Source organism: Pseudomonas flexibilis (assembly GCF_000802425.1).
Taxonomy (GTDB): domain Bacteria; phylum Pseudomonadota; class Gammaproteobacteria; order Pseudomonadales; family Pseudomonadaceae; genus Serpens; species Serpens flexibilis.
Map to the genome: position 1 here is coordinate 1 of NZ_JRUD01000016.1, position 26,415 is coordinate 26,415.

Below are 26,415 nucleotides of genomic sequence, written 5' to 3' on the forward strand. Positions count from 1 at the left end.
CTGGAAGTGGGGCGCATTATAAGGAGCCTCAGCCAAAGGTCAAGGTTTCTTTTATATAACTTCAACCAACCCGTACCCCGGACAGATCGAGCACACCCTCACGCAGCGGCGGGCACCAATAATAACCGCCACTTACCGGTCGACTGAAACGATAAAGCGCATCCACAATCCCGTCATCGACTCCCGCCATCCGGCGCATTTGCACCTCAAATGCATCAAAACTCCGTCCGAAGCACAAAAACATCAACCCCGCCCGCGCCCCCTCGACCCACGGCATGGAGCGACGCACCATAAACGCCTCCGGTGCGAAGCTCTCCTGAGCCGTCCGCCTCACATGCGCCGACTCCGGAGCCTCATCCAGCTCTTCGTTATCACTTTTGCGACGCCCGAAAATGTCGTCCTGCTCAGAACCAGGGAGACTTTCGAAATAGTCGAGATCATGAACCCACCGCTGGATGACGGCAAAACTACCACCCAGCTCCCCATCTTCACCGTCGACAACAATCGCCGCCTTGACTGCCGCCTCGCCAAGCGGGTTTTCAGTGCCATCTTCATAGCCCGTCAGATCATGACCCGCCTGATGGCGAAAGGCCTCAACAGCGTGATCAAGAGTCAGCGCAGGGGATAACGCCACCTCCAATCGCCGGGACAAGTGCAGCAGCTCGCCGCGATCACTCCCCCGCAACCAGCACCACAGCGCAAACTGAGTGACAGGAACCTCAACGAGCGAACCCTCGAAGGCCGGGAACTCACGAAGCCCCGAAACACAGCACCCCATCGCCGTCACAAGAGACTGCCCCAGCCCTACCACCACAGCCCGGCCATCTACCCATGGCACAAGGCGATCCAGAGCCCCACGCAACTCATCCGGCGAACGCAACGAGAAGAACAAATGGCGAGCTTGCAAAGGGACCGGCGCTTCGAGGATGGCCGGCTGACAACGATTCATAAACTCTCCTGCAATGGCATCGGGCAGCCCAAGCACTACGACTGGGCACACGGGCGGCACTTGTCTCACTAGCACACCAATAAAAACGGCACCCCGCAGGGTGCCGTTCTCGTGACACAGGCTCAAGCGTGCAACTTGTCCGCCGCATGAAGCGTATTTTCCAGCAGGCAGGCACGGGTCATAGGACCCACCCCGCCGGGAACCGGCGTAATCCAACCGGCACGCTTGCTGGCCGCCTCAAACTCGACATCACCAACCAAACGCCCGTCCGGCTGGCGATTGATACCTACATCGATGACGATGGCACCCGGCTTGATCCAGTGCCCCTTCACCAATCCAGTGATCCCCGTGGCAACCACCACCAAGTCGGCACGACTGACGTGCTCCTCCAGATTCCTGGTGAAGCGATGGGTGACCGTAACGGTACATCCAGCCAGCAACAGCTCAAGCGCCATGGGACGCCCAACGATATTGGATGCCCCAACCACCACGGCATCCAGGCCGTGCAGATCGACGCCTGTCTCGGACAGCAGCGTCATGATGCCTTTCGGCGTGCAAGGGCGCAGCAATGGAATCCGCTGCGCAAGGCGACCCACATTGTAAGGATGGAAACCATCCACATCCTTGTCAGGACGGATACGCTCCAGCAACCGGGACGCATCCAGATGCTTCGGCAGAGGCAGCTGCACCAGGATGCCGTCAATTGCAGGATCTGCGTTTAGCTGGTCGATCAATGCCAGCAGCTCTTCCTGACTGGTCGTTTCCGGCAGGTCGTAGGCACGGGACTCGAAACCGACCTCGACACAATCCTTGCGCTTGTGCGCCACATAAACCTGGGACGCAGGATCAGAGCCCACCAGGATCACAGCCAGACCAGGTGCGCGCAGCCCCTGCTGACGACGTTCGACAACCCGTTGGGCGATCTGCTGGCGGAGACGGGCGGCAATCGCCTTGCCGTCGATCAATTGAGCGGTCATTACGCTTGGTCAACCATCACAAAGGGTAAATAGAAGGCGCGCATTCTCGCACGCCAGCCCCCGAAGGCAAAAGCAGCGAAGGCCAGACAGACGTAACCCATTTATCTCACAGGATTTTTTTAAAAAATCTGTTGACGAGGTATGGCGACATGAATAACATACGCCCCGCTTGTCGAGCACAGCTAGTCGCTGGGCATGAAGGCAGCAAGCCTCACCAAAGGCTAACTGCAATCAAAGCCAACATTTGCGCTCTTTCGAGATAGCAGAAATAGGCGCCCGTAGCTCAGCTGGATAGAGCATCCGCCTTCTAAGCGGATGGTCGCAGGTTCGAGTCCTGCCGGGTGCGCCATAAAGGCAGCTTTGGCACAAGCAAACGCAATATGGTGGGCGTAGCTCAGTTGGTAGAGCACAGGATTGTGGCTCCTGGTGTCGTGGGTTCGATTCCCATCGTCCACCCCATATTCGAGAAAACGCCAGACCCTGAGTCTGGCGTTTTCGTTTCAACCACGCGGACGTGGTGAAATTGGTAGACACACCAGATTTAGGTTCTGGCGCCGCAAGGTGTGAGAGTTCGAGTCTCTCCGTCCGCACCATCTCTCAAGCTCCCCTCCTCCGCAAAGCCGCGCGGCTCAAGGCTTTCAGCGGATGTCATCCAGGCGCGAGCGTCTGTTTCACTCTCTGTTTTGTTCCCAGAGTGTTCCCAGAGAAAGCGCACGGATCAGGTCATCCGGGGCGGCCGGCTGGGGTTTCCGCCGTTTTATGTTGACCCCTCAATCTGGGGTAATTTCGGTTATGTCCGGAGACCGGCCCGCTGAAACCCTTGCTGCGCTTGGGCTGCGGTCGTTCCAGCCAAGGTTAGGAAACGGTTAGGTAATGGTTATCTGATTACCTTTTTTCAGGTTGCCACCCAAGAAGCTGGAAGCCTTGTAAATCAAGGGCTTGAGAAAACCTAACCTTTACCCTTACCTAAAATCACCATCCAAGGTAATTGCCCTAACCCAGTGTTCATGCGGGTTACAGCCACGGCTTGGGGTGGTGCTAACTGAAATTACCTCTCCAGCATCCCCCCACCCAATCCTCGCTCCCCTGCCCCACTCCCCCTGTACCGCTAAACCACCCCACCGTGCAGGGATTCGCAGGGAAATCGGCACCGCCAAACCTCCTCAACCCACCAGCATTAGCGCGGCTCACGCCTGCCCGCAGGGGTGCAGAAAAAGCGACACATTAAGCCCGCAGGCGTGGCGGGGGGACGATTGCGCGCGCCGGGGCCCGCTTGGTAGCGTGGCAAGACGAAATGGAGGTCCATATGAAACGAGACATGAACCTTATCCGATTGCTGCTCTTGAAGCTTGAGGAGGTGGAGCTTGACGATGAACCCTTCACCTTCCTGGACTACTCGGATCTTGCGATCGAAGGGTTCGACGATAAGCAGGCGGCGTACCACCTTGAGCTGATGGTGGAAGCGGGTCTAATTGACCAAGGCGGCTCTGGGAACCTGGATAACGACTTCATGTTCAAGCGCCTAACTTGGCGCGGTCATGATTTTGTTGATGCCGTCCGTGACGAGGAGGTTTGGAGACGGACCAGAGAAGGTGCGCTTGCCGCTGGCGGTTGGAGCCTGGATCTCTTGCGAGATTTAGCGAAAGGCTACATTCGAAAGAAGGCCGCTGACCTCTGCGATGTGCAGTTATAAAAAAGCCGCCCTTGAGGCGGCTTTTTCGTTTCCGGGTCTGGCTCAACCCTTGGCCGGCAGCTCGAACGGCCTGAACCTGACCACCTCCTCCCCCAGCCAATCGTTCACCTGCTGCAGGCGTGCCTGGATGGGTTCGAGTTCGTTGATGGCCCACACCTCGGCCGCCTCGCGCAGGCTGCCGAAGCCGCCGGCGTTCTGCGGGACGATGCCCATCAGTTGCGGCGGGATGCGCAGCGCGGCCAGCAGGTCGTCGCGGCTGATGTTCTTGATGCTGCCGAACTCGTCCTTGGCCGCCACCTCGCTCACCGGCAGCAATTGGATGCCGTCTTTCTTGCCGCCCGGGGCGTACATGAACAGGTTGCGGAAGTTGCCTGGCCCCTTGGCGTTCTTCAGCGCGGTGCGTAGCGCGGCAACGTCGCCCTCGTTCTGCGCGGCGTCGGTCATGTAGAGGATGAACCCCGCATGTGACCCGTTCTGGTAGTACTTACGCCGGAACAGGGTCGCCGACTCGTTGAGCAGCGCGCTCTGCAGGGCCGCCAGCCACTCCGGCAGGCCGTAGATCTCCTGGTTGATGTCGGCCTCGCGCAGGTGCAGCACGGTGCCGCGCTCAAACTCGTGTTCATCCTTCCAGCCGCGCACCTGGAAGTACTCACCCGGCTCGGTACCCACCCGCATGTACTTGGCCAGCGGCGGCAGCAGGCCCAGCGCCTGGCCGAGCATGTTGCGGCGCTTCTCCAGGTAGGTGTTGCCACACCACAGCCAGTCCAGGGCGAATTGCCCGAACGCGGCACGGTTCAGCAGCTTGTGCGGGATGAAGGTGCGCTCCAGCATGTTGCGCTTGAAGCCGATGCCGCTCTGCAGGTAGACGCTGGCCCGGGTGGACTTGGCCAGGCCGTCAAGCGACAGCGGCGGTTCGTACCAGCGGCCGTTCTGCCAGCACTCCAGGTAGTCGAGGATCTCGCGGCCATCGAGCACCGGCACCGGGTCGCCGAAGGTGAAGGCCTCGATGCCGGGCTGCGCCGCAGCGGTTTCAGTGCTCATCAATAAATCTCCATGAAGCTGCTGTTCTGGGCGGTGCGGCCCTCCAGCGGCTCGTTGTGCAGGGCGTGCATGAGCGCCCAGGCGAGGTCGGCGTGGCCGGTCTCGTCGGTGCGCCCGGCGGTATAGGTCATCTGGCGGCCGCTGGCCGTCATGGTCTTGCGGATGGCCATCAGGCTGGAGGCCATGTCGGTCCAGCCGGCATCGAACTCCAGGCGGCCGCTCCTGATCACGTCCCAGGTCTTCATCACCAGGCGCGTCTTCACCTCGGGCGAGTAGCTGAAGGTGGTCAGGCCGGGGAAGAATTGACGCACCAGCTGGGCGACGCCGGTGCCCATGCCGGTGGTGTCGATGCCGATGTAGGTCACCCAGAAGCGCTGGGTCATCTGGCGGATGAACCCGGCCTGGGCGGCGAAATCCATTCCCCTGAACTGGTGCCGCTCGATAATGCGGAACTTGCCGCCGGGCACCATCGGCGGCGCGACCACCACCAGGCCGGCGCTGTCGCCGGACTCGGCCGGGTCATAGCCGATCCACACCGCACGATCACCGAACGGGCGCTGCGCGAACGGCTTGTAGTCCTCGGCCCAGGCCTCCCAGCTGTCGATCATGCAGGGCTGCAGCAGCGTCAGCGGGAAGATGCTCGCGCCGTCGTCGACGAACTCGCACATCAGCAGGTTGGCCCACTGTTCGGCGTTGTACTCGAAGCGCAGCTCGTCCAGGTTGAACAGGTCGCAGCCGCGGGCCTCGGCGTCGAGGATGGTCACGATCTGTCGCCAGATCTTGTCGTCGCACAGCCGCCCCTGGCTCAGGGCGTCGTGGCTGACATCCAGCTTGATGTGCTGGGCGCTCGGCTTGCCCTTGTTCAGCCGCTCGCCAGTCCACCACTTGTAGGCCTCGTGCCCCTTGCTGGAGGGGGTCGAAAAGTAGGTCTTGCGCCACTTCTTGTGCAGCGCCATGCCCGAGGCGACCTTGTTCAGCTCCTCGAACTTGTGGGTCCAGAAGAATTCGTCGAAGTAGAAGTTTCCCGACCGCCCCTGGGCGGTGCGGTAGTTGGTGCCCAGAAAGTGCAGCTCGGCGCCGTTGGCCAGGATGATCGGGTCGCCGGTCAGCTGGCGGTCCAGGACCTCGCGCGCCATGTCCTGCATGTAGTTCTTGAACTGGTGCGCCTGCGCCTTGCTGGCCGAGAGGAAGATCTGGTTACGCCCGGTGATCGCCGCATCAAGCAGCGCCTCGCGGGCGAAGTAGTACGTGGCGCCGATCTGGCGCGACTTCAGGATCATGCGCGTGCGCTGATTGCCCGCCCGGTACCAGTCCTTCTGGTAGTCGAAGCAGGTATCGAGAAACGCCTCCTGCAGCTTCTCGATGTCCTCCTCGCTGAACTCGTTACGCTTGGGCTGCTTCTTCGGCCCCTCGTTGCGCGCGGCGATGTTCGGGTTCAGGTCGGTTTCGGTGCCGCCGCCCTGGTAGCGCTGGATGCGCGCCTGGCGCTCCAGCTGGCGGTGCAGCAGATCGATTTCCTTGAAGTCGCTGCCGGTCTTCGGGTCCTTGAGCAGCAGTTGCACCAGCCGGGCTTCCAGGGCGCCGCCAATTCGTTCTAGGGTATCGGCCCGGTCCCATTCGTCCCGGCCCTTCCAGGAATGGACGGTCTTCTCGGGCTCGCCCAGGAAGTCGGCAATGTCGGTGATGCGCCAACCCGTCCAGTACAGGAACTTGGCCTGCCGGCGGTTATCGCGGATGGGGATTGCTACGGTCTCAGTCATGGCGGCGATGCTGCCGCCCGCGCGCGAACCGCCCTAGCACTGGGCGTTGTAACGCACACGCCTACAACCCGCCGTCGTTGCCGCTCATCGCGCGCCTGCCGACCATGCCCTCAACCCACTGCACACCCGCAGACCGGATTGAGGACATCCACCGATGAGCAAGAAATTCCGCTCCAAGCTGTTCCGCGTCGCCGTCGAAGGCGCGACCACGGACGGTCGCGAGATCCAGCGCAGCTGGATCGAGGACATGGCCGCCACCTACAACCGCAACACCTATGGCGCCCGTCTGAACTGCGAACACATCAAGGGCCTGGCCCCGGACTCCGTGTTCGGCAGCTATGGCGACGTGCTTTCCCTGGAAGCCAAGGAAGTCGACATCGCCGGCGAGAAGAAGCTGGCCCTGTTCGCCCAGATCGAGCCCACTGAAGCGCTGATCGCCCTGAACAAGCGGGGCCAGAAGATCTACACCTCCATCGAGGTGCAGCCCAACTTCGCCAAGACCGGCAAGGCCTACCTGGTCGGCCTGGCCGTGACCGACAGCCCGGCCAGCCTGGGCACCGAGGCCCTGGAGTTCAGCGCCCAGAAAGGCACCCTGGCCAATCGCAAGCTGCACGCGGACAACCTGTTCACCGCTGCCGAGGAAACCGAACTCGAGTTCGAGGAAGTGGACGACACCCCGTCCAAGGTCGCCGGCCTGTTCAAGAAGGTCAGCGAGCTGCTGGGCAAGGGCAAGCAGACCGACGAGCAGTTCGGCGAGCTGGCCGAGACCCTGGAAGCCATCGCCAAGCACTCGGCCGAGCAAGCCGAAGCGCTGAACGCCGAGAAGACCGCCCGCCAGAGGCTGGAAACCCAACTGTCCACGCTGTCGGGTGACCTGGCCTCCCTCAAAGAAACCCTCGGCAAAACCCACGACCACAGCCAACAACAGCGCCCGCCGGTGGCCGGCGGCGACGGCCAGATCAAGACCCAGTTCTGATCGGCGCGCCACAGGAGAGAGATTCCCATGCGTAACGAAACCCGCCTTGCCTTTACCGCCCTGGCCGCGCAGATCGCCCTGCTCAACGGCGTGGCCAGCGCGACCGAGAAATTCAACGTCACCCCGTCGGTGCAGCAGACTCTGGAAACCGCCATGCAGGAGTCCACCGACTTCCTGGGGCGCATCAACCTGATCGGCGTCATCGAAAAGGACGGCGAAGCGCTGCTGCTGGGCGTAAACGGCCCGGTTGCTGGCCGCACCAACACCGCCGCCGGCAACCGTCGCACCCCGACCGATCGCAGCGCGCTGGCCAAAGACGACTACGCCTGCAAGCAGACCAACTTCGACACCTCGTTCCCGTACTCGCTGCTGGACGCCTGGGCCAAGTTCCCCGACTTCCAGGTGCGTCTGACCAACGCCATCATCCAGCGTCAGGCCCTGGACCGGATCATGATTGGCTTCAACGGCGTCAGCGCCGCCGCCGCCACCGATCGCGCCGCCAACCCAATGCTCCAGGACGTGAACATCGGCTGGCTGCAGAAGATCCGCACCAAGGCAGTGGACCGCGTACTCAATGAGGGCGTGGAAGGTTCCGGCAAGGTCACCGTCGGCGCCACTGGCGACTACAAGACCCTGGACGGCCTGGTGTTCGACGCCGTGCAGATGCTCGATCCGTGGCACCGCACCCGCCCGGACCTGGTGGTGCTGGTCAGCCGCGACCTGATGCACGAGAAGCTGCTCAAGGCCGTGGAGAAAGGCGCCGCTTCCAACCAGGAAGAGAATGCTGCGCAGGAAGTGGTCAGCCGCGCCCGCCTCGGCGGCCTGCCGGTGGTTGATGCCCCGTTCTTCCCCGAAGGCACCGTGCTGGTCACCTTCCTGAAGAACCTGTCCATCTACTGGCAGGAAGGCGCCCGCCGCCGCCACCTGAAGGACGAGCCGGAATACGACCGCATCGCCGACTACCAGTCCAGCAACGACGCCTATGTCGTCGAGGACTTCGGCGCCGTCGCCCTGGTCGAGAACATCGAGGCCGTCTGACCATGAGCCTGACCCTCGCCCAACGTAACCAGCTGCGCAAACGCGCGGCCCAGGAGGCCGCCGCCGCTGCGCCGGCCACCTCCATGGCGGGTGCGACGTCCTACGAGCTGCAGCTGGCCCAGCTGCACCAGGACCGCCACCGTCTGAAACAGATCCAATCGACCGAGGGCAAGATCGAGCTCAAGCGGCAACTGGTCCCGCACTACGCCCCGTATATCGACGGCGTGCTTTCGGCCGGCGTCGGCGCCCAGGACGAGGTACTGGCCACCCTGATGGTCTGGTGCTTCGACATCGGCGACTGGCACAGCGCTTTGCCCCTCGCCCGCTACGTCCTGGAGCACAAGCTGCCGATGCCGGATCGCTTCGCGCGTACGCCCGGCACCCTGGTTGCCGAGGAAATCGCCGAGGCCGCGCTCAAGGCGCTCAAGCTCGGCCAGCCCTTCGAGCTGGCCGTGCTGGAGCAGACCGAGGAGCTCACCCGTGAGCAGGACATGCCCGACCAGGCGCGCGCCAAGCTGCACCTGGCCCTCGCCCGCGTGCTGCTGGGTCTAGTCCCGGACGAGTCTCCAACCTTTGAGCAACTGATCCAGCTGAACGCTGCCCACTCCCACGTGCTGCGCGCCATCGAGCTGCACGAAAACTGCGGCGGCAAGAAAGACCTGGAGCGCGCCACGCGCCTCCTCAAGAAACACGCCACGGTCACCACCGAGGCATAACCGAGCGTCCCCGCGACCCCGGCGGCTCGGGGCGGATCAGCAGGTTGATTCCTTCGCTGTGAAGCCCCGACCACCGCCGACCTGATTCCGAGGCATTGATGAGCGGATTTATCGCCACCGGCACCGCCGAGGCCTTCACCCTGACCAACGACGGCTTCTGGCCGGACATCCAGACCGACCACCTGCGCGCCTCCCTGCGCATGGACGGCACCGTCAGCGACGAGCGCCTGGCGATGGCCGCCGTCAATGCCGTGCTTTCCGTGAACCGGGAGCTGAGCCAGCTGCAGGCCGAGTATCGGACCCAGGGCTACCAGACGCTGGAGGACGTGCCGTCCGCCCAGCTGCAGGGCCTGAGCGGGCTGGTCCACCTGTATCGCCGCGCCGTGTACTGCACCGCCGGCGCCGAGCTGGCCGAGCGGTTCCGCAGCTATGACGCCACCGCTGCCGGCAACCAGCGCGCCGATGCGCTCACCCCCAGCATCGACGAGTACCGCCGCGACGCCCGCTACGCGATCCGCGACCTGCTGGGCATCACCCACAGCACGGTGGAACTCATCTGATGGACACGATCCGGGCCACCCAGGGCGACACCCTCGACGCGATCTGCTGGCGGTACTACGGCCGCACGGCCGGCGTGGTCGAGCAGGTGCTGGAGGCCAACCCCGGGCTGGCCAGCCTCGGGCCGGTGCTGCCCATCGGCACGCCGGTCCGGATGCCCGCCGTGGCCACCCAGGCCAGCCAGCGCGACGTGGTGAACCTATGGGACTGACCGACCACCCCCTCCCCGAGGGCCAACGAGATGAACAACATGCCTGACCGTCCTGAAACCTGGGGGTTCTTCGCCGCCTGGCTGGAAAACAACTTTCCAGGCCTTTACGCGGGCGGGCTCGCCTTCCTGATCGCTGTGTGGCGGAACATCTATACCGGAGGCAAGTTCCGGCAGTACGCCCTGGAAGCCCCGCTGTGCGGCCTGCTTGGCGTCGGCGTCAGCTATGGGCCGTCGCTGATCGGGGCACCGCCGCAGGCGGGGGTCTTTCTCGCCTGCATGGTCGGTCTGTTCGGTGTCGAGGCCAGCCGTGCCGCTGCCAAGCGCCTGCTGGATCGCAAGGTGGACTCGCTATGACCCTGCGCCTCGACGACCGCAGCCTGGCCGTGCTGCAGCTGCAAAAACGCCTCAACGAACTGGGCGCCTCGCCGCGCCTGTACCCGGACGGCCATTTCGGCGACGCCACCGAAAAGGCGGTGCGTGCCTTCCAGCAACGCGCCGGTCTGGTGGCCGATGGCGTGGTAGGGCCGAAAACACGGCTCGCCCTGAACGGCGCCGACACCAGCCGCCTACTCAGCCAGCGCGACCTGCGACGCGCCGCCGACCGCCTGGGCGTGCCGCTGGCCAGCGTCATGGCCCTGAATGCCGTGGAAAGTCGCGGCGAAGGCTTCGCCGCCAATGGCCGGCCGGTGATCCTGTTCGAGCGGCACGTGATGCACGAACGCCTGCAGGCCAACGGCCTGAGCGAAGCCGAGGCGGACGCCCTGGCGGCACGCCACCCCGGCCTGGTGAGTCGCCGGCCAGGCGGCTACGTCGGCGACACCGCCGAGCATCAGCGCCTGGCCAATGCCCGCCTGCTGCACGACACCGCCGCCCTGGAATCCGCCAGTTGGGGTCTGTTCCAGGTGATGGGCTACCACTGGAAGGCGCTGGGCTACGACAGCGCCGAGGCCTTCACCGAGCGCATGGCCCGCAACGAGGCCGAACAGCTGGAAGCGTTCGTGCGCTTCATCGAAGCCGACCCAGCGCTGCACAAGGCCCTCAAGGCCCGCAAGTGGGCCGAGTTCGCCCGCCGCTACAACGGCCCGGCCTATGCCCGCAATTTGTACGACGTGAAGCTGGCTCGGGCGTTCGAGCAGTTCAGCGAGCAGGTAAAGGAGGTCGCATGACGGCACCCCGGTGGTTCCTCGACGTGAGCCAGATCCGCCCGCGCGATGGCGATGTGCTCGTCCTCCCTGCAGACACTCCACACGAGGAAATTCTGCGCTTTGGCGAAGCGCTGAAAGCGGCACATGACGGCAAGCGCTTCCTGTTGGTGAACTGTGATATTTCGGTGATCCCCGAAGCCGAAATGAACGCCGCCGGCTGGTACCGCAAATGACCCGCTGGCTGCTCGCCCTGGTTGCCGCGCTGGCCCTGCTGATCTGGCATCAGCAAACCCGCATCGACGCCGCTCAGTCCGGCAAGGAACTCGCCGTCGAGCGCGCCGAACAGGCCGAGCAAACCGCCGCGCAGCACCAGGCCAACGCCGACACCCTGGCCGCCACGCTCGCCACCGAGCGCAACACCCAGGCCCAACTGCAAACCCGCACCACCGAGCTGCGCACCCTGCTGGCCGCCCGCCAGCGCGACATCGAGGAGCTGAAACGTGAGAACGAAGACCTGCGCCGCTGGGCTGACCAGCCTTTGCCTCTTGCTGCTCGCCGGCTGCGCGAGCGCCCCGCCCTCACCGGCGCCGACGCTTATCGTGACTGGCTGTCCCGCCGTGACGCCGTGCGTGCTGCCGGCGACGGCACCGGGCAGTAACGGCGCACTGCTCCAGGACGCCGACACCCTGGAACTGGCCTGGGCCGAGTGCGCGGCCAAGGTCGACGCGGTGATCGCTGCTCAGCCCAAGGAAGCCGCCCGATGAACAAGACCGGATCGCTGCGGGCCCATCTGGAGGCCGCCATCCCCCAGCTGCGTCATCGCAAGGACAGCCTGCTGGTGTTTCTGGACAACGGCTCGCTGCGCTGCACCGCCGCGCCGGGGCTGTCGTTCGAATACCAGTACGACCTCAACGTGGTGCTGACCGACTTCCCCGGTCACCCGGACGCGGTGATGATCCCGCTGCTGGCCTGGGTGGGTACTCACCAGCGCGAGCTGCTGGAGAACCTGGACAAGGCCAACGGCTCGATCAAGTTCGAGGCCGAGATCCTGTCGAACAAGTCAGTGGACCTGTCCATCACCCTGCCGCTGACCGAGCGCGTCATCGTCAAGAAGCAGGCCGACGGCACCCTGCAGGTCACCCACCCGGACGAGCCGCAACCCGAGCCCTACCTTGAAGCCAGGCACTGGCAACTGATCGCCAACGGCGAGCCGCTGGCAGACTGGGACAGCCCCGAGGCCCCGGCATGAGCGACAACCTCAACGCCCTGGAAGACTGGGCCGGCGCGCTGCTGGCCAAGCTCCAGCCCACCGAGCGGCGCAAGCTGAACCAGACCCTCGCCCGCGAGCTGCGCCGCAGCCAGCAGCAGCGCATCGCCGCCCAGCAGAACCCGGACGGCAGCGCCTACGCACCGCGCAAGCCTCGCAAGAACCTGCGCCGACAAGGCCGCATCAAGATGTTCGCCAAGCTGCGCCAGGCCAAGCACCTCAAGCTGCAGAGCGACGCCGACAGCATCGCCCTTGTCATCACTGGCCGCGCCGGGCGCATCGCCCACACCCACCAGCACGGCCTGACGGATCGGCCGGAGCGCAACGGCCCCGAGATCCGCTACGCCCGTCGCGAACTGCTGGGCTTCACCGAGGCCGAGCTGGAAATGATCCGAGACCGCCTGCTGCACCACCTCGCGTTGTAAACCCCGCCGCTACAACCCCCGGCCCGTGCGCCCTGCGCGCGCGGGCGGCAGCATCGCCGGCATGAATATCGCCGACGTCATCCGCCGCATCGAAAACCTGATCCGTCCCGGAGTCATCGCCGAGGTCCAGCACACGCCCCTGCGCGTGCGCGTGGCCACCGGCGGCCTGCTCACCGGCTGGCTGATGGTGTTCGCCCAGCGCGCAGGCGAAGACCGCACCTGGGACCCGCCCAGCGTCAACGAGCAATGCCTGGTGCTGTGCCCCTCCGGAAACCCGGAACAGGCATTCGCCCTGGTCGGCCTGTACGGCGACGATTTCCCGGCCCCGGACGACAGCCCGGACCGCCACCGCCGCGCCTACCGCGACGGCGCCGTCATCGAGTACGACACCGCCGCCCACGCCCTGCGCGCCGAACTGCCCGAAGGCGGCACCTTCGAGCTGATCGCCACTGGCGGCTCGCGCATCGTCGGGCCGGTGCGCATCGAGGGCACCCTGCACGCCACCGAAGCGGTGAGCACCGACAGCACCCTGCACGCGACAGACGCCATCAGCACCGATGCCGGCGTTACCGCCGTTGATGACATCACCACCGACGCGGATGTGCTGGCCGGTGACATCAGCCTCACCAAGCACCGCACCAGTGGCGTTCTGCCCGGCAATGGCACGTCGGGAGTCCCCATCCCATGACCGGCATGAGCGCAACCACCGGCCGCGCCCTGACCGAGCGCGAGCACCTGGCCCAGTCCATTGCGGACATCCTCACCACCCCGCTGAACACCCGGATCATGCGCCGCGACTACGGCAGCCTGCTGCCCGATCTCATCGACTGGCCCCTCAACGGTCAGACCACGCTGCAGGCCTATGCCGCCATCGTCATGGCCCTGATGCGCTGGGAGCCGCGCATCAGCCTGAGCGCCGTGGCGCTAAGCCTGGGCGAGCGCCCCGGCCAGGCCTTCCTCGACCTGGACGGCCAGCGCGTCGACACCAACGAGCGGCTGAACCTGCGGGTGCCGCTGCAGATGGGGGCGATGGCATGAGCAGCAGCACCTACACGCCCATCGACCTGTCCCGCTTGCCGCCGCCCCAGGTGGTGGAGGCGCTGGATTACGAACAGATCCTCGCCGAGCGCAAGGCCTACATGGTTTCGCTCTGGCCCGCCGCCGAGCAGGCGGACATCGCCGCGAAACTGGAGCTGGAATCCGAGCCGCTGAACAAGCTGCTCCAGGAGAACGCCTACCGCGAGCTACTGCTGCGCAAGCGGATCAATGAAGCCGCCCTGGCCACGATGTTGGCGTTCGCCGAGGGCGAGGACCTCGACCACGCCGCCGCCCGCGTCGAAGTGGCGCGCCTGGTCATCACCCCGGCCACCGCCAACAGCCAGGCCGTGATGGAGGATGACGACAGCCTGCGTGAGCGCGCCCAGATGGCTTGGGAGGGCATGAGCTCCGCCGGTGCACGTAACGCCTACATCTTCCACGCCCGGAGCGCCTCCGGCCGGGTCGCCGATGCCAGCGTCCACAGCCCGGCCGGCGCCGAGGTGGTGTTGACAGTGCAGTCAGCCCTGGGTGATGGCGGCGCCGATGCCGAGCTGCTGGCCGTCGTGGAGGACTACCTGTCCGACGAGGACCGCCGGCCGGTGGGCGACCGCCTGACGGTGCAAGGCGTGGAGGTGCTGCCGTACAGCATCACCGCCGTGCTGCACATGAACACCGCCGGCCCCGAAGCCGTGGCCGCCCGCACGGCTGCCGAAGCCGCGCTCGCCGCCGTGATCAACCCGCGTCGACGCATCGGTCAGCGGGTCTCCGACTCGTTGCTCAAGGCCGCCCTGCATGTCGAGGGCGTGAGCTGGGTGGAGCTGGTGGGCTGGTCCGACATCGTACCTACCTACGCCCAGGCCGCCTATTGCACGGGATACAGCATCGAGGTGCGGACATGACTGTCGACCTCCTGCCGCCCAAGGCCGCGCCGCTGGAGCGCCGCACGGCCCAGGGCCTGGCGCAGATCGAGCGGGTACCGATCCCGATCCGCGACCTGCACGACCCGGACCGCTGTCCGGAGCCGCTGCTGCCGTACCTGGCTTGGGAGCGTTCGGTGGATCGCTGGGATGACGCCTGGCCGGAACGCACCAAGCGGGAGGTCATCAAGGCCAGCCCGTACATCCACCGCCACAAGGGCACCATCGGCGCCCTGCGCCGCGTAGTGGAACCGCTCGGCTACCTGATCCGCATCGTCGAGTGGTGGGAGACCAACCCACCCGGACCGCGCGGCACCTTCGAACTGGAGATCGGCACGCTGGAAAGCGGCATCACCGAGGAGCTGTACGACGCCCTGGTGCTGTTCCTCGAGGACGCCAAGCCAGCCAGCCGGCACATCACCCGCCTGGACATCAGCCTCGATGCCCGCGTGCCCGCCTTCTACGGCTGCGCCCTCACCGACGGCGACGTGCTGGACATCTACCCCTGGCAACCCGCCGACATCGACATCCATGTTGCCGCCTACCAGGCGGTGACAGACCACACCATCGACATCCTGGACGTGTACCTCAATGGCTAACGCGAATACGCAGTTCGGGGGCTTTCTGACCAACGTGGGCGTGGTGAAACAGACCAATGCCAACGCGCTGCAGTTGCCCTGGAAAATCACCCGCATGCAGCTGGGCGACGCCGGCGGCGAGCCGGCGCTGTTCCCCGACCCGACCCCCAGCCCGACACAGACGGCACTGATCAACGTGGTGCATGACGCCCCGCTGAATGCGCTCTATCCGTCACCGACCGACCCCGGCGTGCTGATCGCCGAACTGGTGCTGCCGCCCAACGTGGGTGGCTGGTGGATTCGCGAGACGGCCCTGCGCGACGAGGACGGCGACCTGATTGCCGTGGCCAAGCCTGCGCCCAGCTACAAGCCATTGCTGGTCCAGAACACCGGCCGTACCCAGACCATCCGCATGCACATCGTGGTGGGCAACACCGCCAACATCGCGCTCAAGATCGACCCCAGCGTGGTGCTGGCCACCCGGGCCTTGGTTGAGGCTGGCGACGCGGCGGCGCGTGCGTATGCCGAACAGTTGGCGGAACAGGGCCAGACCTATGCCGAGAACCTGGTTGCGCAAGCTGCCACCGAGGCTACTCAGGCAGAAGCCGAAGAGGGTGAGAACGGCACGCGGAAGATGACGCCCCGCCGGGTATTCCAGGCACTGAGATCTGCGGCGGCTAATGCCTCGGAAACACTGCGCGGTGTGTTGCGCATTGGTACGCAGGCAGAGATTGATGCTGGCGAAAGTGCTGCTGTAGCGGTCACCCCTCGCACGCTTATGAAGGGGGCTGGCATTCATCGCCGAGCCGAGTTCTTTGAATCCGGCACGTGGCGTTGCCCGCCGGGAGTCACACGCATCCATGTGACGGGCTGCGGCGGAGGGGGCGGTGGTGGTGGTCCAGCTGCCGGCGGGAGCGCATACGGCCAGGGTGGAGGCGGTGCTGCATCCGCGTTTTGCGTACCGCTGGAGGTCACCCCTGACGCGGAATACATCGTGAGCATTGGGGCAGCCGGAAATGGTGGTGGCCCTGGGGGAAATGGCTCTGCGGGCGGAGCAACCTCGTTCGCGTCCTTGTTAACCCTCGCCGGTGGCGCGGGCGGCCTGTCCGCCGGCTCTGGCTCGGGCGGCGGAGGCGGCGTGCCTTTTCCGGAATACCCCGCATCGGCGCGAGGCGGTAACGGAGCAGATTCACTGGCTGGTGGACATGGTGGCTCCAGCGTGTTTGGAGGCGGCGGTTCAGCTCGGTCGTCTGCAGGATCAGCTGGAGCCGGCTGGGGAGGCGGAGGCGCGGGTGGCCGTGCAGGCACTGCAGGCGGGCATGGGGCTAGTGGCTTCCTAATCGTGGAGTGGTAACGATGAAAACTGACCCTAACCGCCGTTATGGCGAAGTTCGCGACGGGCGCATTGCGTGGGTGTTCAACGGGGCTCAGCTGCCTGAGTACAACCCGGCACTGGCTGTTGTAGACCTCACCGACCATCCGGACGTAAATGAAGGCTGGATCGTTGACGGCACGACCTTTGTGCCGCCAACCGACCGGCCACGGGTGCCGGACTCGATCACCATGCGCCAGGCCCGTCGGTGTCTACGTCTGCACGGCCTGCTGGACGCCGTACAGCCTGCAATCGACTCGCTACCCGACCCAGATCGCGAGGATGCACAGATCGACTGGGACTACTCCGCCACCGTCGAGCGCGACCGAGGTTTCGTGCTGCAGGTAGCGCAGGCGCTGGGCCTGAGCGACCAGCAACTGGACGAGTTGTTCATCGAGGCCGCAACGCTATGAGCCAGGCGGTCCGTATCGTTTTCACTCGCTCCTGGCTCCCCGGCTCTTGGCTGATCCGCGCGATCACTTGGTCGCGCTGGTCGCACTGCGCGCTGATCGTCGGGGATGAGGTCATCGAGGCCGCCATGGGCGCCGGTGTGCGTCGCCGGCCCCTGGCCGAGCTGATCGCGGCGAGCAGCGCACACAGCATTGTGGATCTGCCTGTGCAGGATGCCGCCGCCGTGGTCGCGGCTGCCGAATCGCAGATCGGTCGCCGCTACGACTGGGCCGGCGCCCTGGGCCTGGCCCTGCGCAGGGGCTGGCAGGACCGGCGCGCCTGGTTCTGCAGTGAGCTGGTGGCCTGGGCCGCCGATGCCGCCGGTTCGCCCTGGTTCCGACGCAACCGCATCGGCCGGGTGACGCCCGAGCATTTGTGGATGCTCGCGCCCGTCGAGTTGTAACCACCCCCGCTACAACCCCCGCCAGTCGCCCGTGCCACGCGCGCGCGTCACCCTGCGCAGGACTACCCACTCCTGCGCAGGTTTGCCCAATGACCGATCACCACCACGGCGTCCGGGTCCTCGAAATCAACGAGGGCTCGCGCCCGATCCGCACCGTCTCCACCGCTATCGTTGCTATGGTCTGTACCGGCAGCGACGCCGACGAAACCGTTTTCCCCCTCAACAAGCCCGTGCTGCTCACCGACGTGCTGCGCGCCTCCGGCTCGGCCGGCGAGCTGGGCACCCTGGCCCGCAGCCTGGATGCCATCGCCGACAACGCCAGCCCGGTGACCGTGGTGGTGCGTGTGCCCGACGGCGAAGGCGTCGACGACGAAGCCAAGGCCGCCGACCAGGCCGTCAAGGTCATCGGCGGCGTGACGCCCACCGGCGAATACACCGGCCTCAAGGCGCTGCTGGCGGCCGAATCGCAGCTGGGCGTGCGTCCGCGCATCCTGGGCGTGCCGGGGCTGGACACCCTGCCGGTCACCACCGAGCTGATCAGCATCGCCCAGAAGCTGCGCGGCTTCGCCTATGCCAGCTGCATGGGGGCGGAAACCGTCTCCGACGCCATTGCCTACCGCGACGGCTTCGGCGCCCGCGAGCTGATGCTGCTCTGGCCGGACTTCATGGCCTTCGACACCGCCCTGGCAGCCGACATGCCGGCCAGCGCCGTGGCCCGCGCCCTGGGCCTGCGGGCCCAGCTGGACCAGCAGATCGGCTGGCACAAGACCCTCTCCAACATGCCGGTTAACGGCGTGACCGGCATCAGCAAGCCGGTGTTCTGGGACCTGCAGAACCCCGCCACCGACGCCGGCCTGCTCAACGGCTCCGAAGTCACCACCTTGATCCGCCGCGACGGATTCCGCTTCTGGGGCTCGCGCACCTGCTCGGCCGACCCGCTGTTCGCCTTCGAGAACTACACCCGCACCGCCCAGGTGCTGGCCGACACCATGGCCGAGGCGCAGTTCTGGGCCATGGACAAGCCCATGCACCCCTCGCTGGTCAAGGACATGCTGGAAGGCATCAACGCCAAGTTCCGCGAGCTGGTCCGGGGTGGGTACCTGATCGGCGGCGAGGCCTGGTTCGATGAAGCCGCCAACGACAAGGACACCCTCAAGGCCGGCAAGCTGTTCCTGGATTACGACTACACCCCCGTGCCGCCGCTGGAAGACCTGACCCTGCGTCAGCGCATCACCGACCGCCACCTCATCAACTTCGCGGCCGGCATCAAGGCCTGACAGGAGATCGCCCATGGCTATGCCCAAGAAACTCAAATCCATGCTGCTCTTCAACGAGGGCAACAGCTACGTCGGGCAGTGCGCTTCCGTCACGCTGCCCAAGCTCGGCCGCAAGTTCGAGTCCTGGCGCGGCGCGGGAATGGATGGCCCGGTCAAGGTCGACCTCGGCCACAGCGACGACGGCATCCAGCTGGAATGGACCCTCGGCGGCTGGGACCTGACCGCCCTCAAGCAGTTCGGCGCCACCAAGATCGACGGCGCCATGCTGCGCTTCAGCGGCTCGGTGCAACGCGACGACACCGGCGAAGTAAGCGCCGTGGAAGTGGTCGTGCGCGGCCGCCACGAGGAAATCGACTTCGGCGAGAGCAAGTCCGGCGAGGACACCGAGCACAAGTACGTCACCACCTGCAGCTACTACAAGCTGACCATCGACGGCGAAGTGGTGATCGAAATCGACCTCCTCAGCTTCATCTTCAACGTCGGCGGCGACGACCGTCTGGCCGCCCACCGCCAGGCCCTCGGCCTGTAAACCCCACCCAGGCGCCGCCGGCGACGGCGGCCTACCCACTCAAGGAATCCAATCATGGCCAAGCAAGAAGCCACCGCCGCCCTCGACAAGACCGAGGCCAAGAAGAACCCCAACCAGGAAACCGTGCCCCTGGACGGCCCCATCCAGCGCGGCGAGCAGACCATCACCGAGGTCCTGGTGCGCAAGCCCATGGCCGGCGAGCTGCGCGGCGTCTCGCTCCAGGACCTGATCCAGATGGACGTGATGGCCCTGCGCAAGGTGCTGCCGCGCATCACCATCCCCACCCTGACCGAGAACGAGATCAGCCGCATGGACCCGGCAGACCTGACCCAGTTGGGCGTCGCGGTGACCGGTTTTTTGGTGCAGAAGCGCTTCAAGGAGGAGGCCTCCCTCACCGCGTAGAAGACGCCATGGCGGACATCGCCCTGGTGTTTCACTGGGGGCCGGCGGACCTGAATCCGCTGCCCCTGTCCGAGCTGATGGAATGGCGGGAACAGGCCCGCCGGAGAGTCGACCCCGATGGCGCGTGATCTGAAACTGGCAGTCGTGCTGCAGGCCGTGGACCGGGCCACCCGCCCGATCCGCAACGTGATGCAGGGCAGCGCCGGCCTGTCCCGGCAGCTCAAGGCCAGCCGCGAAGCGCTCAAGGGACTGCAGGGGCAGCAGCGCGACATCAGCAGCTTCCGGCAGCTCAAGGGCGCCGCGCAGCAGACCGGCAACGCCCTCCAGGCGCAACAGTCCGAGGTGCGCCGGCTGTCACAACAGCTGGCCGCGACCAACAAGCCCACCCGGCAGATGCGTCAGGAATTCCAGCAGGCGGTGCGTCAGGCCCAGCGCCTCAAACAGCAGCACCAGGGCCAGCAGCAGGAACTGCACGGCTTGCGCACCCGACTGCAACAGGCCGGCATCGGCACGCGCAACCTGGGCGAGCATGAGCAGCGGCTGCGCCGGCAGATGGCCGAGGCCAACCAGGACATCACCGACCAGACCGAACGCCTGCGCAAGCTCGGCCAGCAGCAGAAGCGCCTGGCCGAGGCCAAGGCCAGCTATGAGAAAGCGCAAGGTCTGGCCGGCAGCATGGCCGCCACCGGCGCCGCCGGGGTGGCCAGCGGCACCGGCATTCTGTACGCGGGCGCCCGTCTGATGGCCCCGCAGATGGCCGCCGATCAGCAGGGCGGGATCATCGCCGCGCAGACGGGCGAAGGCCGCGAGCAGGCCACCCGCTACACCCAGATCATCCAGAGCATCCGCACCGAGGGCGTCAGCGACGACATGGCCGCCATCGGTGCCGCCGTGGGCGCGGTGCGCAGCACCCTGGGCGCCCTGGGCGAAGTGGGGGATGACGAACTGCAACGCATCAGCCGCCGCGCCCTGGACATGAGCGCCGTGCTGGGCGGCGACGTGGCGGAGAACATCCAGGTGGCCGCGATCATGATGCAGAACGGACTGGCCAAGAACAGCGACGAGGCGCTGGACCTGCTCACCCGGGGCATGCAGTCCGTCTCCACGCAGATGCGCGGCGAGCTGCCCGAAATCCTGCACGAGTATTCGACGCACTTCCGGGGCATGGGCTTCGACGGCCAGGAGGCCATGAGCCTGCTGGTGGAGATGGCCAAGCAGGGCAAGTTCGCCCTGGACAAGACCGGCGACGCCATCAAGGAATTCAGCATCCGCGGCTCGGACATGAGCAAGGCCAGCCAGGAGGCCTACGAGAGCATCGGCCTGGACGCCGAGGCGATGTCCTCGGCCATCGCAGGCGGCGGTGATGGTGCCCAGCGCGCCCTGCAAACCACCGCCAAGGCGCTGCTGGCCATCACCGACCCCGCCGAACGCGCTAACGCCGCCATCGCCCTGTTCGGTACGCCCGTCGAGGACCTGGCCGTGGACCAGATCCCCGACTTCCTGCGCGCCCTGTCGCGCTCCAAGAACAACCTCGGGCAGGTGGAAGGCGCCGCCGAAGGACTGGGCACCGTGCTGCGCGACGACCTGCGCGGCGACATCGCCAAGTTGGGCGGCGCCTGGACCAACCTCACCTCGACCATGATGCGCGACCAGAACGGCCCACTGCGCCAGCTGACCCAAGGCATCACCCGCATCGTCGGCCGCGTCCGCGAGTGGATCGCCGCGAACCCCACCCTGGCCGCCAACATCGTCAAGACCGCTGCCGGGCTGGGCATCCTGATGGCCGCCGGCGGTGGCCTGGCCCTGGTGCTGGCCAGCGTGCTCGGCCCCATCGCCATGGTCAGCTACGGCATGAGCGTGCTGCGCTTCGGCGCCGCTCGCTTCCTCGGCCCACTGATCAGCCTTGGCCGCACGGCGCTGCCGCTGGCCGCCAAGGGCGTGCTGCTGCTTGGCAAGGCGCTGCTGATGACCCCGCTCGGCTGGATCATCGGCGCCATCGCCCTGATCGCCGGCGGCGCCTACCTGATCTGGAAGAACTGGGGCACCCTGGGGCCGAAGTTCGCCGCCCTCTGGGAAGGCCTGAAAGCCGGCGCGCTGGGCCTTTGGGAGGAACTGAAGGCAGGCTTCAGCGGCGGCCTGGCCGGCATCGCCGCCACCATCGTCAATTTCAGCCCACTGGGCGCCTTCTACAGCGCGTTCGCCGGCGTGATGAACTACCTGGGCGTGGAAATGCCCGGACGTTTCACCGAGTTCGGCGGCATGCTGCTGGACGGCATGGTCAACGGCATCACCAGCCGGCTGGGCGCGGTCAAGGAGGCCATCACCGGCGCGGCCAGCTCGGCCATCGGCTGGTTCAAGGAGACGCTGGGCATTCACTCGCCCTCGCGGGTGTTCGCCGAGCTGGGCGGCCACACCATGGACGGCCTGCAGAAAGGCATCGTCCAGGGCGAAGGCGGCCCGCTGGCGGCCGTGGGCGACATGAGCAAGCGCCTGGCTGCCGCCGGCGCGCTGACCCTGGCCGCCTCCGGCCCGCTGCTGGCCGACGAGCCGATCCGCATCGACAACCGCGCCCCACTGAGCCCGGCCAGCCTGAGCGCACCGGCCCCTGCCTCGGGCGGCAATACCTACAACATCACCATCCACGCCGCGCCCGGCATGGACCCCCACGCAATCGGCCAGGCCGTGGCCGCCGAGCTGGACCGCCGCGAGCGCGCCAAGGCCGCCCGCATCCGCAGCAGCCTGCACGACCAGGAGTAACCGACCCATGATGATGGCCCTCGGCTTGTTCGTCTTCTCGCTGGAGACGCTGGCCTATCAGGATTTCCAGCGGCAGACCGCCTGGGTACACGGCAAGACCAGCCGCGTCGGCACCAATCCGGCGCGGCAGTTCCAGGGCCGTGACGACGACACCATCACCCTGTCCGGCGTGCTGCTGCCCGGCCTGGCCGGCACCGCGTTGAGCCTCGATGCCTTGCGCTTCATGGGCGACACCGGCAAGGCCTGGCCGCTGATCGAGGGCACCGGGAAGATCTACGGCGTGTGGATCATCGAGAACCTGCAGGAGACCCGAACCCTGTTCTTCCGCGACGGCGCCGCGCGCCGCATCGAGTTCACCCTCACCCTGCAGCGCATCGATGACGGCAGCATCGACCTGCTGGGCACCGCCACCCAGGCCGGCTTCGGCCTGCTGCAGGGCCGCCGGCTATGATCGAGACCGCCCGCAAACAGCTGGCCTACGCCCGGCCCCTCTGCCGTCTGGTAGTCAACGGCACCGACATCACCGCCGCCGTGGAAAAGCGCCTGGTGGAACTGACCCTGACCGACAACCGGGGCATGGAGGCCGACCAGCTCGACGTGGCGCTCAGCGACCACGACGGCAAGCTGGCCATTCCCCCGCGCGGCGCCGAACTGCGCCTGTGGCTGGGCTGGAGCGACAGCGGCCTGGTGGACAAGGGCGTGTTCACCGTGGACGAGCTGGAGCACAGCGGCGCGCCGGATACCCTGAGCATCCGTGCCCGCTCGGCGGATCTGCGCGGCGACCTGAAAACCCGCCGCGAACAGAGCTGGCACGCCACCACCCTGGGCGCGGTGCTGACCGCCATCGCGTCGCGCCACAACCTCACGCCCCAGGTGGAAGCGAGCCTGGCCGCCGTGCCGATCGCGCACCTGGACCAGGCCAACGAATCCGACGCCAACCTGCTCACCCGCCTGGGCCACGAGCACGACGCTATCGCCGCCATCAAGGCCGGGCGCCTGCTGTTCATGCCGGTGGGCGGCGCCAGTACCGCCAGCGGGCTGGCCCTGCCGCATATCACCCTGACCCGCGAGGACGGCGACCAGCACCGCTACCTGGAAGCCGACCGCGACAGCTACAGCGGCGTGCGCGCCCACTACTACAACCCCGGCAGCACCAAGAAGCAGGAAGCCATCGCCGGCGCCGACGGCAACCTCAAGGACCTGCGCCACAGCTACGCCGACCGCGACGCGGCCTTGAGCGCCGCCCGCGCCGAATGGACCCGCCTGCAACGCGGTACCGCCACGCTCAGCTACACCCTGGCCAAGGGCCGCCCGGACCTGGTACCGGACCAGACGTTCAGCCTCACCGGCGTGAAGGACGAGATCGGCGCCCTCATCTGGCTCGGCCGCAACCTGACCCACAGCTACCGGCCCGAGGCGTACACCACCAGCCTGGAGCTGGAGTCCCAGTTGCCGGACGAGCAGATCGCCGACCTGCTGGACAGCGGCGAGGGCTACACGGGCGTGCGGGCGTACTACCGCGACGCCAGCGGGCAGCAGAAATACGAAACGGCGGGACGGGGCGGGAATGTGCTGCGGCTCAAGCAGCTGTACAGCGGGCAGGCGGCGGCACGGAGGGCGGTGGAGAGGGAGTGGGGGCGGATGCAGGAAGCGCAGGCATAAAAAAACCCCGGCGCCTGGCCGGGGTTCGGGTGTTCCGCCGTGTTTAGCCGCCAGGAATAACTCGGGCGGCGGTGAAGGCGATGCCTGTCAACACCAGCGCGGTGCCTATCGACCACTGGATCATCGTGCGTCCCATGGTTTCGATCTTGGTGCCCGTGGCTTCGATTCGGGTTAACACCGCCTCAATATCGGTCTTGGTGGCGCCATGCTTGTCGATGGCCTCCAGCTTGGTCTCGATGCGTACCAGCCGCTCCCGGATGTCAGGAACGGCCTTTTCCAGTGCCTCAACGCGCTTTTCCAAGTCGTCGCCTCCGGTGGGTGGGTTCGTGCCCGAAGTATCGTTCTTCTTCTGACCGCGTGTCCAATCGAGCTCAACGACATTACTGCTCATGATTCGATTCCTTGAAAGCGGCGATCTTGTACATGCTGATCAACGCCACATGGCCACAGTTCGGACAGGTAATGGCGGCGCACTTGGTCCAGGCCTCGTCGTTCCTATCATCCATCGAAAGCTTGAACGGGATCAGGATAGGATCTGCATCCGCTCGCCCCTCTTCGTCGATTTTAATATGGAACTCCCATATACCCACATGATCACAGTGCGGGCAACGTGTGTGCCTGCCTGATTTCTTAAAATAACTTAGAAGATCGCTAGCCCTTAAGTCCCTCACACCAGATTCATCAATCTGAACGACCTTACCATCTTCACCAAGCATAACTTCCACCAAAACAATTCAATGAGTTAAAAAATCAAATTCTGAATTTAGCAAAGCGCGCCGCAACGCACTTGCAGTAATATATGTGTCTTGCATAGAAAAATAGTAATCTCTGAACAAGCAAGTAGACGACCAGCGGAAAAGGGATTAGAAGAAAAGTAAAAGCACCACCGCTTCTCCCCGCAAGAAATTCATAAAAAAAGAAAAGCAGGGAAAAAGCGTAAACTTCAGTAATGTCTATTACTCGCTTAATCTTCCTTTCAGCCAAAGCCGCCTTTGGATACGCATCACGCACTGCAACCTTTACCTGATCCGCATTTAGATCAGAAACAGAATCGTGTATATCCCGCAGACAATCCTTATAAGCAATACGACTCACCTCACGCCGAGATAGCATTAAAAGAATCCACCTAACCAATATTGGAACAGCCAGAAACGAAGAAATCAAAAGCAATAGAAACTCAGCAACAGAGATACTAAAGAAAACATCAAGGAAGCGCGCGCCTGCGTCGGAAGAACTGGAGGCCCAAAATTCGAAATCCCAAACCAAACTGAAAGAATCGGTTATCCAAAAAACAGAACCAGAGAAACAAAAAAAGCGCGCAGCCGTAAATAATGGCGCTGCGCGTTCATACAAAAAATCTAAAACCTTATCTTGTATCATGGCTGATAAAAGTCAATAAAGACAAAATCACCCCTTACTGGATCATAAACGTCCATTATTGAAACTGGAGCCCCCCAAATAGTTACCTCCTCGTCAACCAAATTGAACGGCTGCAACTTCATTACATCATCGTATTCTGCTATTAATATCTTCGACTCCTGCCCTGTCAACGAGCTAAGAAATTTTGCAGAATATTCGAAAAGGCTGCCCTTTCGTTGCCTTTCAAGACCCAGTAGCCGACCTGTATATATAGCCGGATCAGCCAACCGCTTAGTCTTTGTTATCCTAGAGAACCTTGAAGCCCTTAGAGGATCAAATGAATATTCACGAAACCCAGAATCATCATTTACGGCAAATTTAAGAATCGACCCCTCATTACTTCGAACAACACTTAGCGCAGTATCAATATCGCGAAGCACAGCGCTCTGAGCGTAAGCATACTTAAAGTCATCTTCTCTATTCAGCAAATCGTCCTGCGTAACAATATCAACATTTTGCAAGCCGACGTGTATTTTTCGATTCTCCACATCCACTGCAATCTGATTAACACTACTCAGAACCTCCCGCCCAGCCCTCTCGTAGGGTTCATTCAAAAAAGCATTGAACAACCTGGGAATCTCACCAGCCAAGTCACTAAGAAAAGGGATTTTTAATGAGCCTTTCTCGACTGCATGAAGATATATATCCGCCAAAGGGTACATATCACCAGGTAGAGTAGTGAACTTCCTAATCTCTTTTCTTACGGAATAATAAACCGTTTTATCAATAGCTCGCTGTATATGAGGGAGCGTATAGGAAAGAGTCCGCAGAGAAACAGAGTGACCCAGCACAAGGCTGCCATCAAAAGTAAGAATTATTTGGCTAGACTGCAATTCCGCGCCCCTCTCAGACGTA

General features: G+C 64.5%; 34 protein-coding genes, 3 tRNA genes and 1 pseudogene. 30 read left to right on the plus strand and 8 right to left on the minus strand.

Features of this window, described 5'->3' with window-relative positions:
- Positions 1–61 precede the first annotated feature (61 nt).
- Positions 62–949 (minus strand): Dyp-type peroxidase, encoded by an 888-nt coding sequence (locus tag SF06_RS10985; protein WP_039561400.1) that lies wholly within the window; start codon positions 947–949, stop codon positions 62–64.
- A 122-nt stretch (positions 950–1,071) separates the two neighbouring features.
- On the minus strand, positions 1,072–1,926 hold the full coding sequence (folD, locus tag SF06_RS10990) for a bifunctional methylenetetrahydrofolate dehydrogenase/methenyltetrahydrofolate cyclohydrolase FolD (protein ID WP_027590377.1): 855 nt from the start codon (positions 1,924–1,926) through the stop codon (positions 1,072–1,074).
- A gap of 272 nt (positions 1,927–2,198) precedes the next feature.
- Between folD and SF06_RS10995 the strand changes: the two genes are divergently transcribed.
- The 4 genes from SF06_RS10995 (at position 2,199) to SF06_RS11010 (ending at position 3,619) form a co-directional block, all read left to right on the plus strand.
- A tRNA-Arg gene (locus tag SF06_RS10995) sits at positions 2,199–2,275 on the plus strand.
- A 34-nt stretch (positions 2,276–2,309) separates the two neighbouring features.
- Positions 2,310–2,385: transfer RNA gene (locus SF06_RS11000), tRNA-His, on the plus strand.
- Positions 2,386–2,434: 49 nt separating this feature from the next.
- Positions 2,435–2,519: transfer RNA gene (locus SF06_RS11005), tRNA-Leu, on the plus strand.
- Between the two features lie 713 nt (positions 2,520–3,232).
- A complete protein-coding gene (locus SF06_RS11010; protein WP_039561403.1) occupies positions 3,233–3,619 on the plus strand; it encodes a DUF2513 domain-containing protein in 387 nt (128 codons plus the stop codon).
- Between the two features lie 42 nt (positions 3,620–3,661).
- Here SF06_RS11010 and SF06_RS11015 read toward each other — a convergent pair whose 3' ends face one another.
- The gene (locus SF06_RS11015; RefSeq protein ID WP_052199788.1) at positions 3,662–4,660 is read right to left on the minus strand and encodes a phage portal protein; all 999 of its coding nucleotides are present in this window, start codon (positions 4,658–4,660) and stop codon (positions 3,662–3,664) included.
- Complete coding sequence (locus tag SF06_RS11020; RefSeq protein ID WP_039561406.1) at positions 4,660–6,420, minus strand: terminase ATPase subunit family protein; 1,761 nt, start codon at positions 6,418–6,420, stop codon at positions 4,660–4,662. The genes SF06_RS11015 and SF06_RS11020 overlap by 1 nt, the downstream gene beginning before the upstream one ends.
- Before the next feature lie 154 nt (positions 6,421–6,574).
- Here SF06_RS11020 and SF06_RS11025 point away from each other — a divergent pair, with 154 nt between their 5' ends.
- The 26 genes and pseudogenes from SF06_RS11025 (at position 6,575) to SF06_RS11150 (ending at position 24,141) form a co-directional block, all read left to right on the plus strand.
- Positions 6,575–7,396, plus strand: coding sequence for a GPO family capsid scaffolding protein (locus SF06_RS11025; protein WP_039561408.1), 822 nt, complete (start codon positions 6,575–6,577; stop codon positions 7,394–7,396).
- A 27-nt stretch (positions 7,397–7,423) separates the two neighbouring features.
- Positions 7,424–8,434, plus strand: a complete 1,011-nt coding sequence (locus SF06_RS11030; protein WP_039561410.1) for a phage major capsid protein, P2 family — start codon at positions 7,424–7,426, stop codon at positions 8,432–8,434.
- 2 nt (positions 8,435–8,436) lie between these two features.
- Positions 8,437–9,150, plus strand: a complete 714-nt coding sequence (gene gpM / locus SF06_RS11035) for a phage terminase small subunit (RefSeq protein WP_039561413.1) — start codon at positions 8,437–8,439, stop codon at positions 9,148–9,150.
- Between the two features lie 98 nt (positions 9,151–9,248).
- Positions 9,249–9,710, plus strand: a complete 462-nt coding sequence (locus SF06_RS11040; protein ID WP_039561415.1) for a head completion/stabilization protein — start codon at positions 9,249–9,251, stop codon at positions 9,708–9,710.
- A complete protein-coding gene (locus SF06_RS11045; RefSeq protein ID WP_039561418.1) occupies positions 9,710–9,919 on the plus strand; it encodes a tail protein X in 210 nt (69 codons plus the stop codon). The genes SF06_RS11040 and SF06_RS11045 overlap by 1 nt, the downstream gene beginning before the upstream one ends.
- Before the next feature lie 39 nt (positions 9,920–9,958).
- Positions 9,959–10,273, plus strand: coding sequence for a phage holin, lambda family (locus tag SF06_RS11050; protein ID WP_039561557.1), 315 nt, complete (start codon positions 9,959–9,961; stop codon positions 10,271–10,273).
- Entirely contained in the window at positions 10,270–11,085 is an 816-nt protein-coding gene (locus tag SF06_RS11055) for an N-acetylmuramidase domain-containing protein (RefSeq protein WP_039561419.1), read from the plus strand. The genes SF06_RS11050 and SF06_RS11055 overlap by 4 nt, the downstream gene beginning before the upstream one ends.
- Complete coding sequence (locus SF06_RS11060) at positions 11,082–11,297, plus strand: hypothetical protein (protein WP_039561421.1); 216 nt, start codon at positions 11,082–11,084, stop codon at positions 11,295–11,297. Before SF06_RS11055 ends, SF06_RS11060 begins: the two co-directional genes overlap by 4 nt.
- A pseudogene (locus tag SF06_RS17740) lies at positions 11,294–11,644 on the plus strand (Rz-like lysis system protein LysB); the annotation flags it as partial. The gene SF06_RS11060 and the pseudogene SF06_RS17740, both read left to right, overlap by 4 nt.
- Positions 11,565–11,828, plus strand: a complete 264-nt coding sequence (gene lysC / locus SF06_RS18745; protein ID WP_039561423.1) for an Rz1-like lysis system protein LysC — start codon at positions 11,565–11,567, stop codon at positions 11,826–11,828. The pseudogene SF06_RS17740 and the gene lysC, both read left to right, overlap by 80 nt.
- Entirely contained in the window at positions 11,825–12,313 is a 489-nt protein-coding gene (locus SF06_RS11070) for a phage tail protein (protein ID WP_039561424.1), read from the plus strand. Before lysC ends, SF06_RS11070 begins: the two co-directional genes overlap by 4 nt.
- The gene (locus tag SF06_RS11075) at positions 12,310–12,756 is read left to right on the plus strand and encodes a phage virion morphogenesis protein (protein ID WP_039561426.1); all 447 of its coding nucleotides are present in this window, start codon (positions 12,310–12,312) and stop codon (positions 12,754–12,756) included. Before SF06_RS11070 ends, SF06_RS11075 begins: the two co-directional genes overlap by 4 nt.
- A 61-nt stretch (positions 12,757–12,817) precedes the next feature.
- A complete protein-coding gene (locus SF06_RS11080) occupies positions 12,818–13,444 on the plus strand; it encodes a phage baseplate assembly protein V (RefSeq protein ID WP_065365681.1) in 627 nt (208 codons plus the stop codon).
- The gene (locus tag SF06_RS11085; RefSeq protein ID WP_039561428.1) at positions 13,441–13,794 is read left to right on the plus strand and encodes a GPW/gp25 family protein; all 354 of its coding nucleotides are present in this window, start codon (positions 13,441–13,443) and stop codon (positions 13,792–13,794) included. The genes SF06_RS11080 and SF06_RS11085 overlap by 4 nt, the downstream gene beginning before the upstream one ends.
- Positions 13,791–14,693, plus strand: coding sequence for a baseplate J/gp47 family protein (locus SF06_RS11090; protein WP_039561430.1), 903 nt, complete (start codon positions 13,791–13,793; stop codon positions 14,691–14,693). Before SF06_RS11085 ends, SF06_RS11090 begins: the two co-directional genes overlap by 4 nt.
- On the plus strand, positions 14,690–15,310 hold the full coding sequence (locus SF06_RS11095; RefSeq protein ID WP_039561431.1) for a phage tail protein I: 621 nt from the start codon (positions 14,690–14,692) through the stop codon (positions 15,308–15,310). The genes SF06_RS11090 and SF06_RS11095 overlap by 4 nt, the downstream gene beginning before the upstream one ends.
- On the plus strand, positions 15,303–16,643 hold the full coding sequence (locus tag SF06_RS18845; RefSeq protein ID WP_052199790.1) for a phage tail protein: 1,341 nt from the start codon (positions 15,303–15,305) through the stop codon (positions 16,641–16,643). The genes SF06_RS11095 and SF06_RS18845 overlap by 8 nt, the downstream gene beginning before the upstream one ends.
- A 2-nt stretch (positions 16,644–16,645) precedes the next feature.
- The gene (locus SF06_RS17750) at positions 16,646–17,074 is read left to right on the plus strand and encodes a hypothetical protein (protein WP_052199791.1); all 429 of its coding nucleotides are present in this window, start codon (positions 16,646–16,648) and stop codon (positions 17,072–17,074) included.
- Positions 17,071–17,514 carry a C40 family peptidase gene (locus SF06_RS11115; RefSeq protein ID WP_039561433.1) on the plus strand — a complete coding sequence of 148 codons (444 nt, stop codon included), beginning with the start codon at positions 17,071–17,073 and terminating at the stop codon, positions 17,512–17,514. The genes SF06_RS17750 and SF06_RS11115 overlap by 4 nt, the downstream gene beginning before the upstream one ends.
- Before the next feature lie 89 nt (positions 17,515–17,603).
- Positions 17,604–18,791 (plus strand): phage tail sheath protein, encoded by a 1,188-nt coding sequence (locus SF06_RS11120; protein WP_039561434.1) that lies wholly within the window; start codon positions 17,604–17,606, stop codon positions 18,789–18,791.
- Between the two features lie 13 nt (positions 18,792–18,804).
- Positions 18,805–19,320 carry a phage major tail tube protein gene (locus tag SF06_RS11125; protein ID WP_039561436.1) on the plus strand — a complete coding sequence of 172 codons (516 nt, stop codon included), beginning with the start codon at positions 18,805–18,807 and terminating at the stop codon, positions 19,318–19,320.
- Positions 19,321–19,374: 54 nt separating this feature from the next.
- A complete protein-coding gene (locus SF06_RS11130; protein WP_039561439.1) occupies positions 19,375–19,722 on the plus strand; it encodes a phage tail assembly protein in 348 nt (115 codons plus the stop codon).
- A gap of 8 nt (positions 19,723–19,730) precedes the next feature.
- Positions 19,731–19,850, plus strand: a complete 120-nt coding sequence (locus SF06_RS18015) for a GpE family phage tail protein (RefSeq protein WP_039561441.1) — start codon at positions 19,731–19,733, stop codon at positions 19,848–19,850.
- Positions 19,840–22,479, plus strand: a complete 2,640-nt coding sequence (locus tag SF06_RS11140) for a phage tail tape measure protein (protein WP_039561444.1) — start codon at positions 19,840–19,842, stop codon at positions 22,477–22,479. The genes SF06_RS18015 and SF06_RS11140 overlap by 11 nt, the downstream gene beginning before the upstream one ends.
- A gap of 7 nt (positions 22,480–22,486) precedes the next feature.
- The gene (locus SF06_RS11145) at positions 22,487–22,930 is read left to right on the plus strand and encodes a phage tail protein (protein ID WP_039561445.1); all 444 of its coding nucleotides are present in this window, start codon (positions 22,487–22,489) and stop codon (positions 22,928–22,930) included.
- Positions 22,927–24,141 carry a phage late control D family protein gene (locus SF06_RS11150; RefSeq protein ID WP_039561447.1) on the plus strand — a complete coding sequence of 405 codons (1,215 nt, stop codon included), beginning with the start codon at positions 22,927–22,929 and terminating at the stop codon, positions 24,139–24,141. Before SF06_RS11145 ends, SF06_RS11150 begins: the two co-directional genes overlap by 4 nt.
- Before the next feature lie 43 nt (positions 24,142–24,184).
- Here the strand turns inward: SF06_RS11150 and SF06_RS11155 are convergent, their stop codons facing one another.
- The 4 genes from SF06_RS11155 to SF06_RS18340 are packed head-to-tail and all read right to left on the minus strand — an operon-like array spanning position 24,185 to position 26,393.
- Complete coding sequence (locus SF06_RS11155; RefSeq protein ID WP_052199792.1) at positions 24,185–24,532, minus strand: p24 family protein; 348 nt, start codon at positions 24,530–24,532, stop codon at positions 24,185–24,187.
- The gene (locus SF06_RS18330) at positions 24,522–24,857 is read right to left on the minus strand and encodes a hypothetical protein (RefSeq protein WP_139326714.1); all 336 of its coding nucleotides are present in this window, start codon (positions 24,855–24,857) and stop codon (positions 24,522–24,524) included. The genes SF06_RS11155 and SF06_RS18330 overlap by 11 nt, the downstream gene beginning before the upstream one ends.
- A 34-nt stretch (positions 24,858–24,891) precedes the next feature.
- Positions 24,892–25,521 carry a hypothetical protein gene (locus SF06_RS18335; RefSeq protein WP_139326713.1) on the minus strand — a complete coding sequence of 210 codons (630 nt, stop codon included), beginning with the start codon at positions 25,519–25,521 and terminating at the stop codon, positions 24,892–24,894.
- Positions 25,518–26,393 carry a hypothetical protein gene (locus SF06_RS18340; protein ID WP_139326712.1) on the minus strand — a complete coding sequence of 292 codons (876 nt, stop codon included), beginning with the start codon at positions 26,391–26,393 and terminating at the stop codon, positions 25,518–25,520. Before SF06_RS18340 ends, SF06_RS18335 begins: the two co-directional genes overlap by 4 nt.
- Between the last annotated feature and the right edge of the window lie 22 nt (positions 26,394–26,415).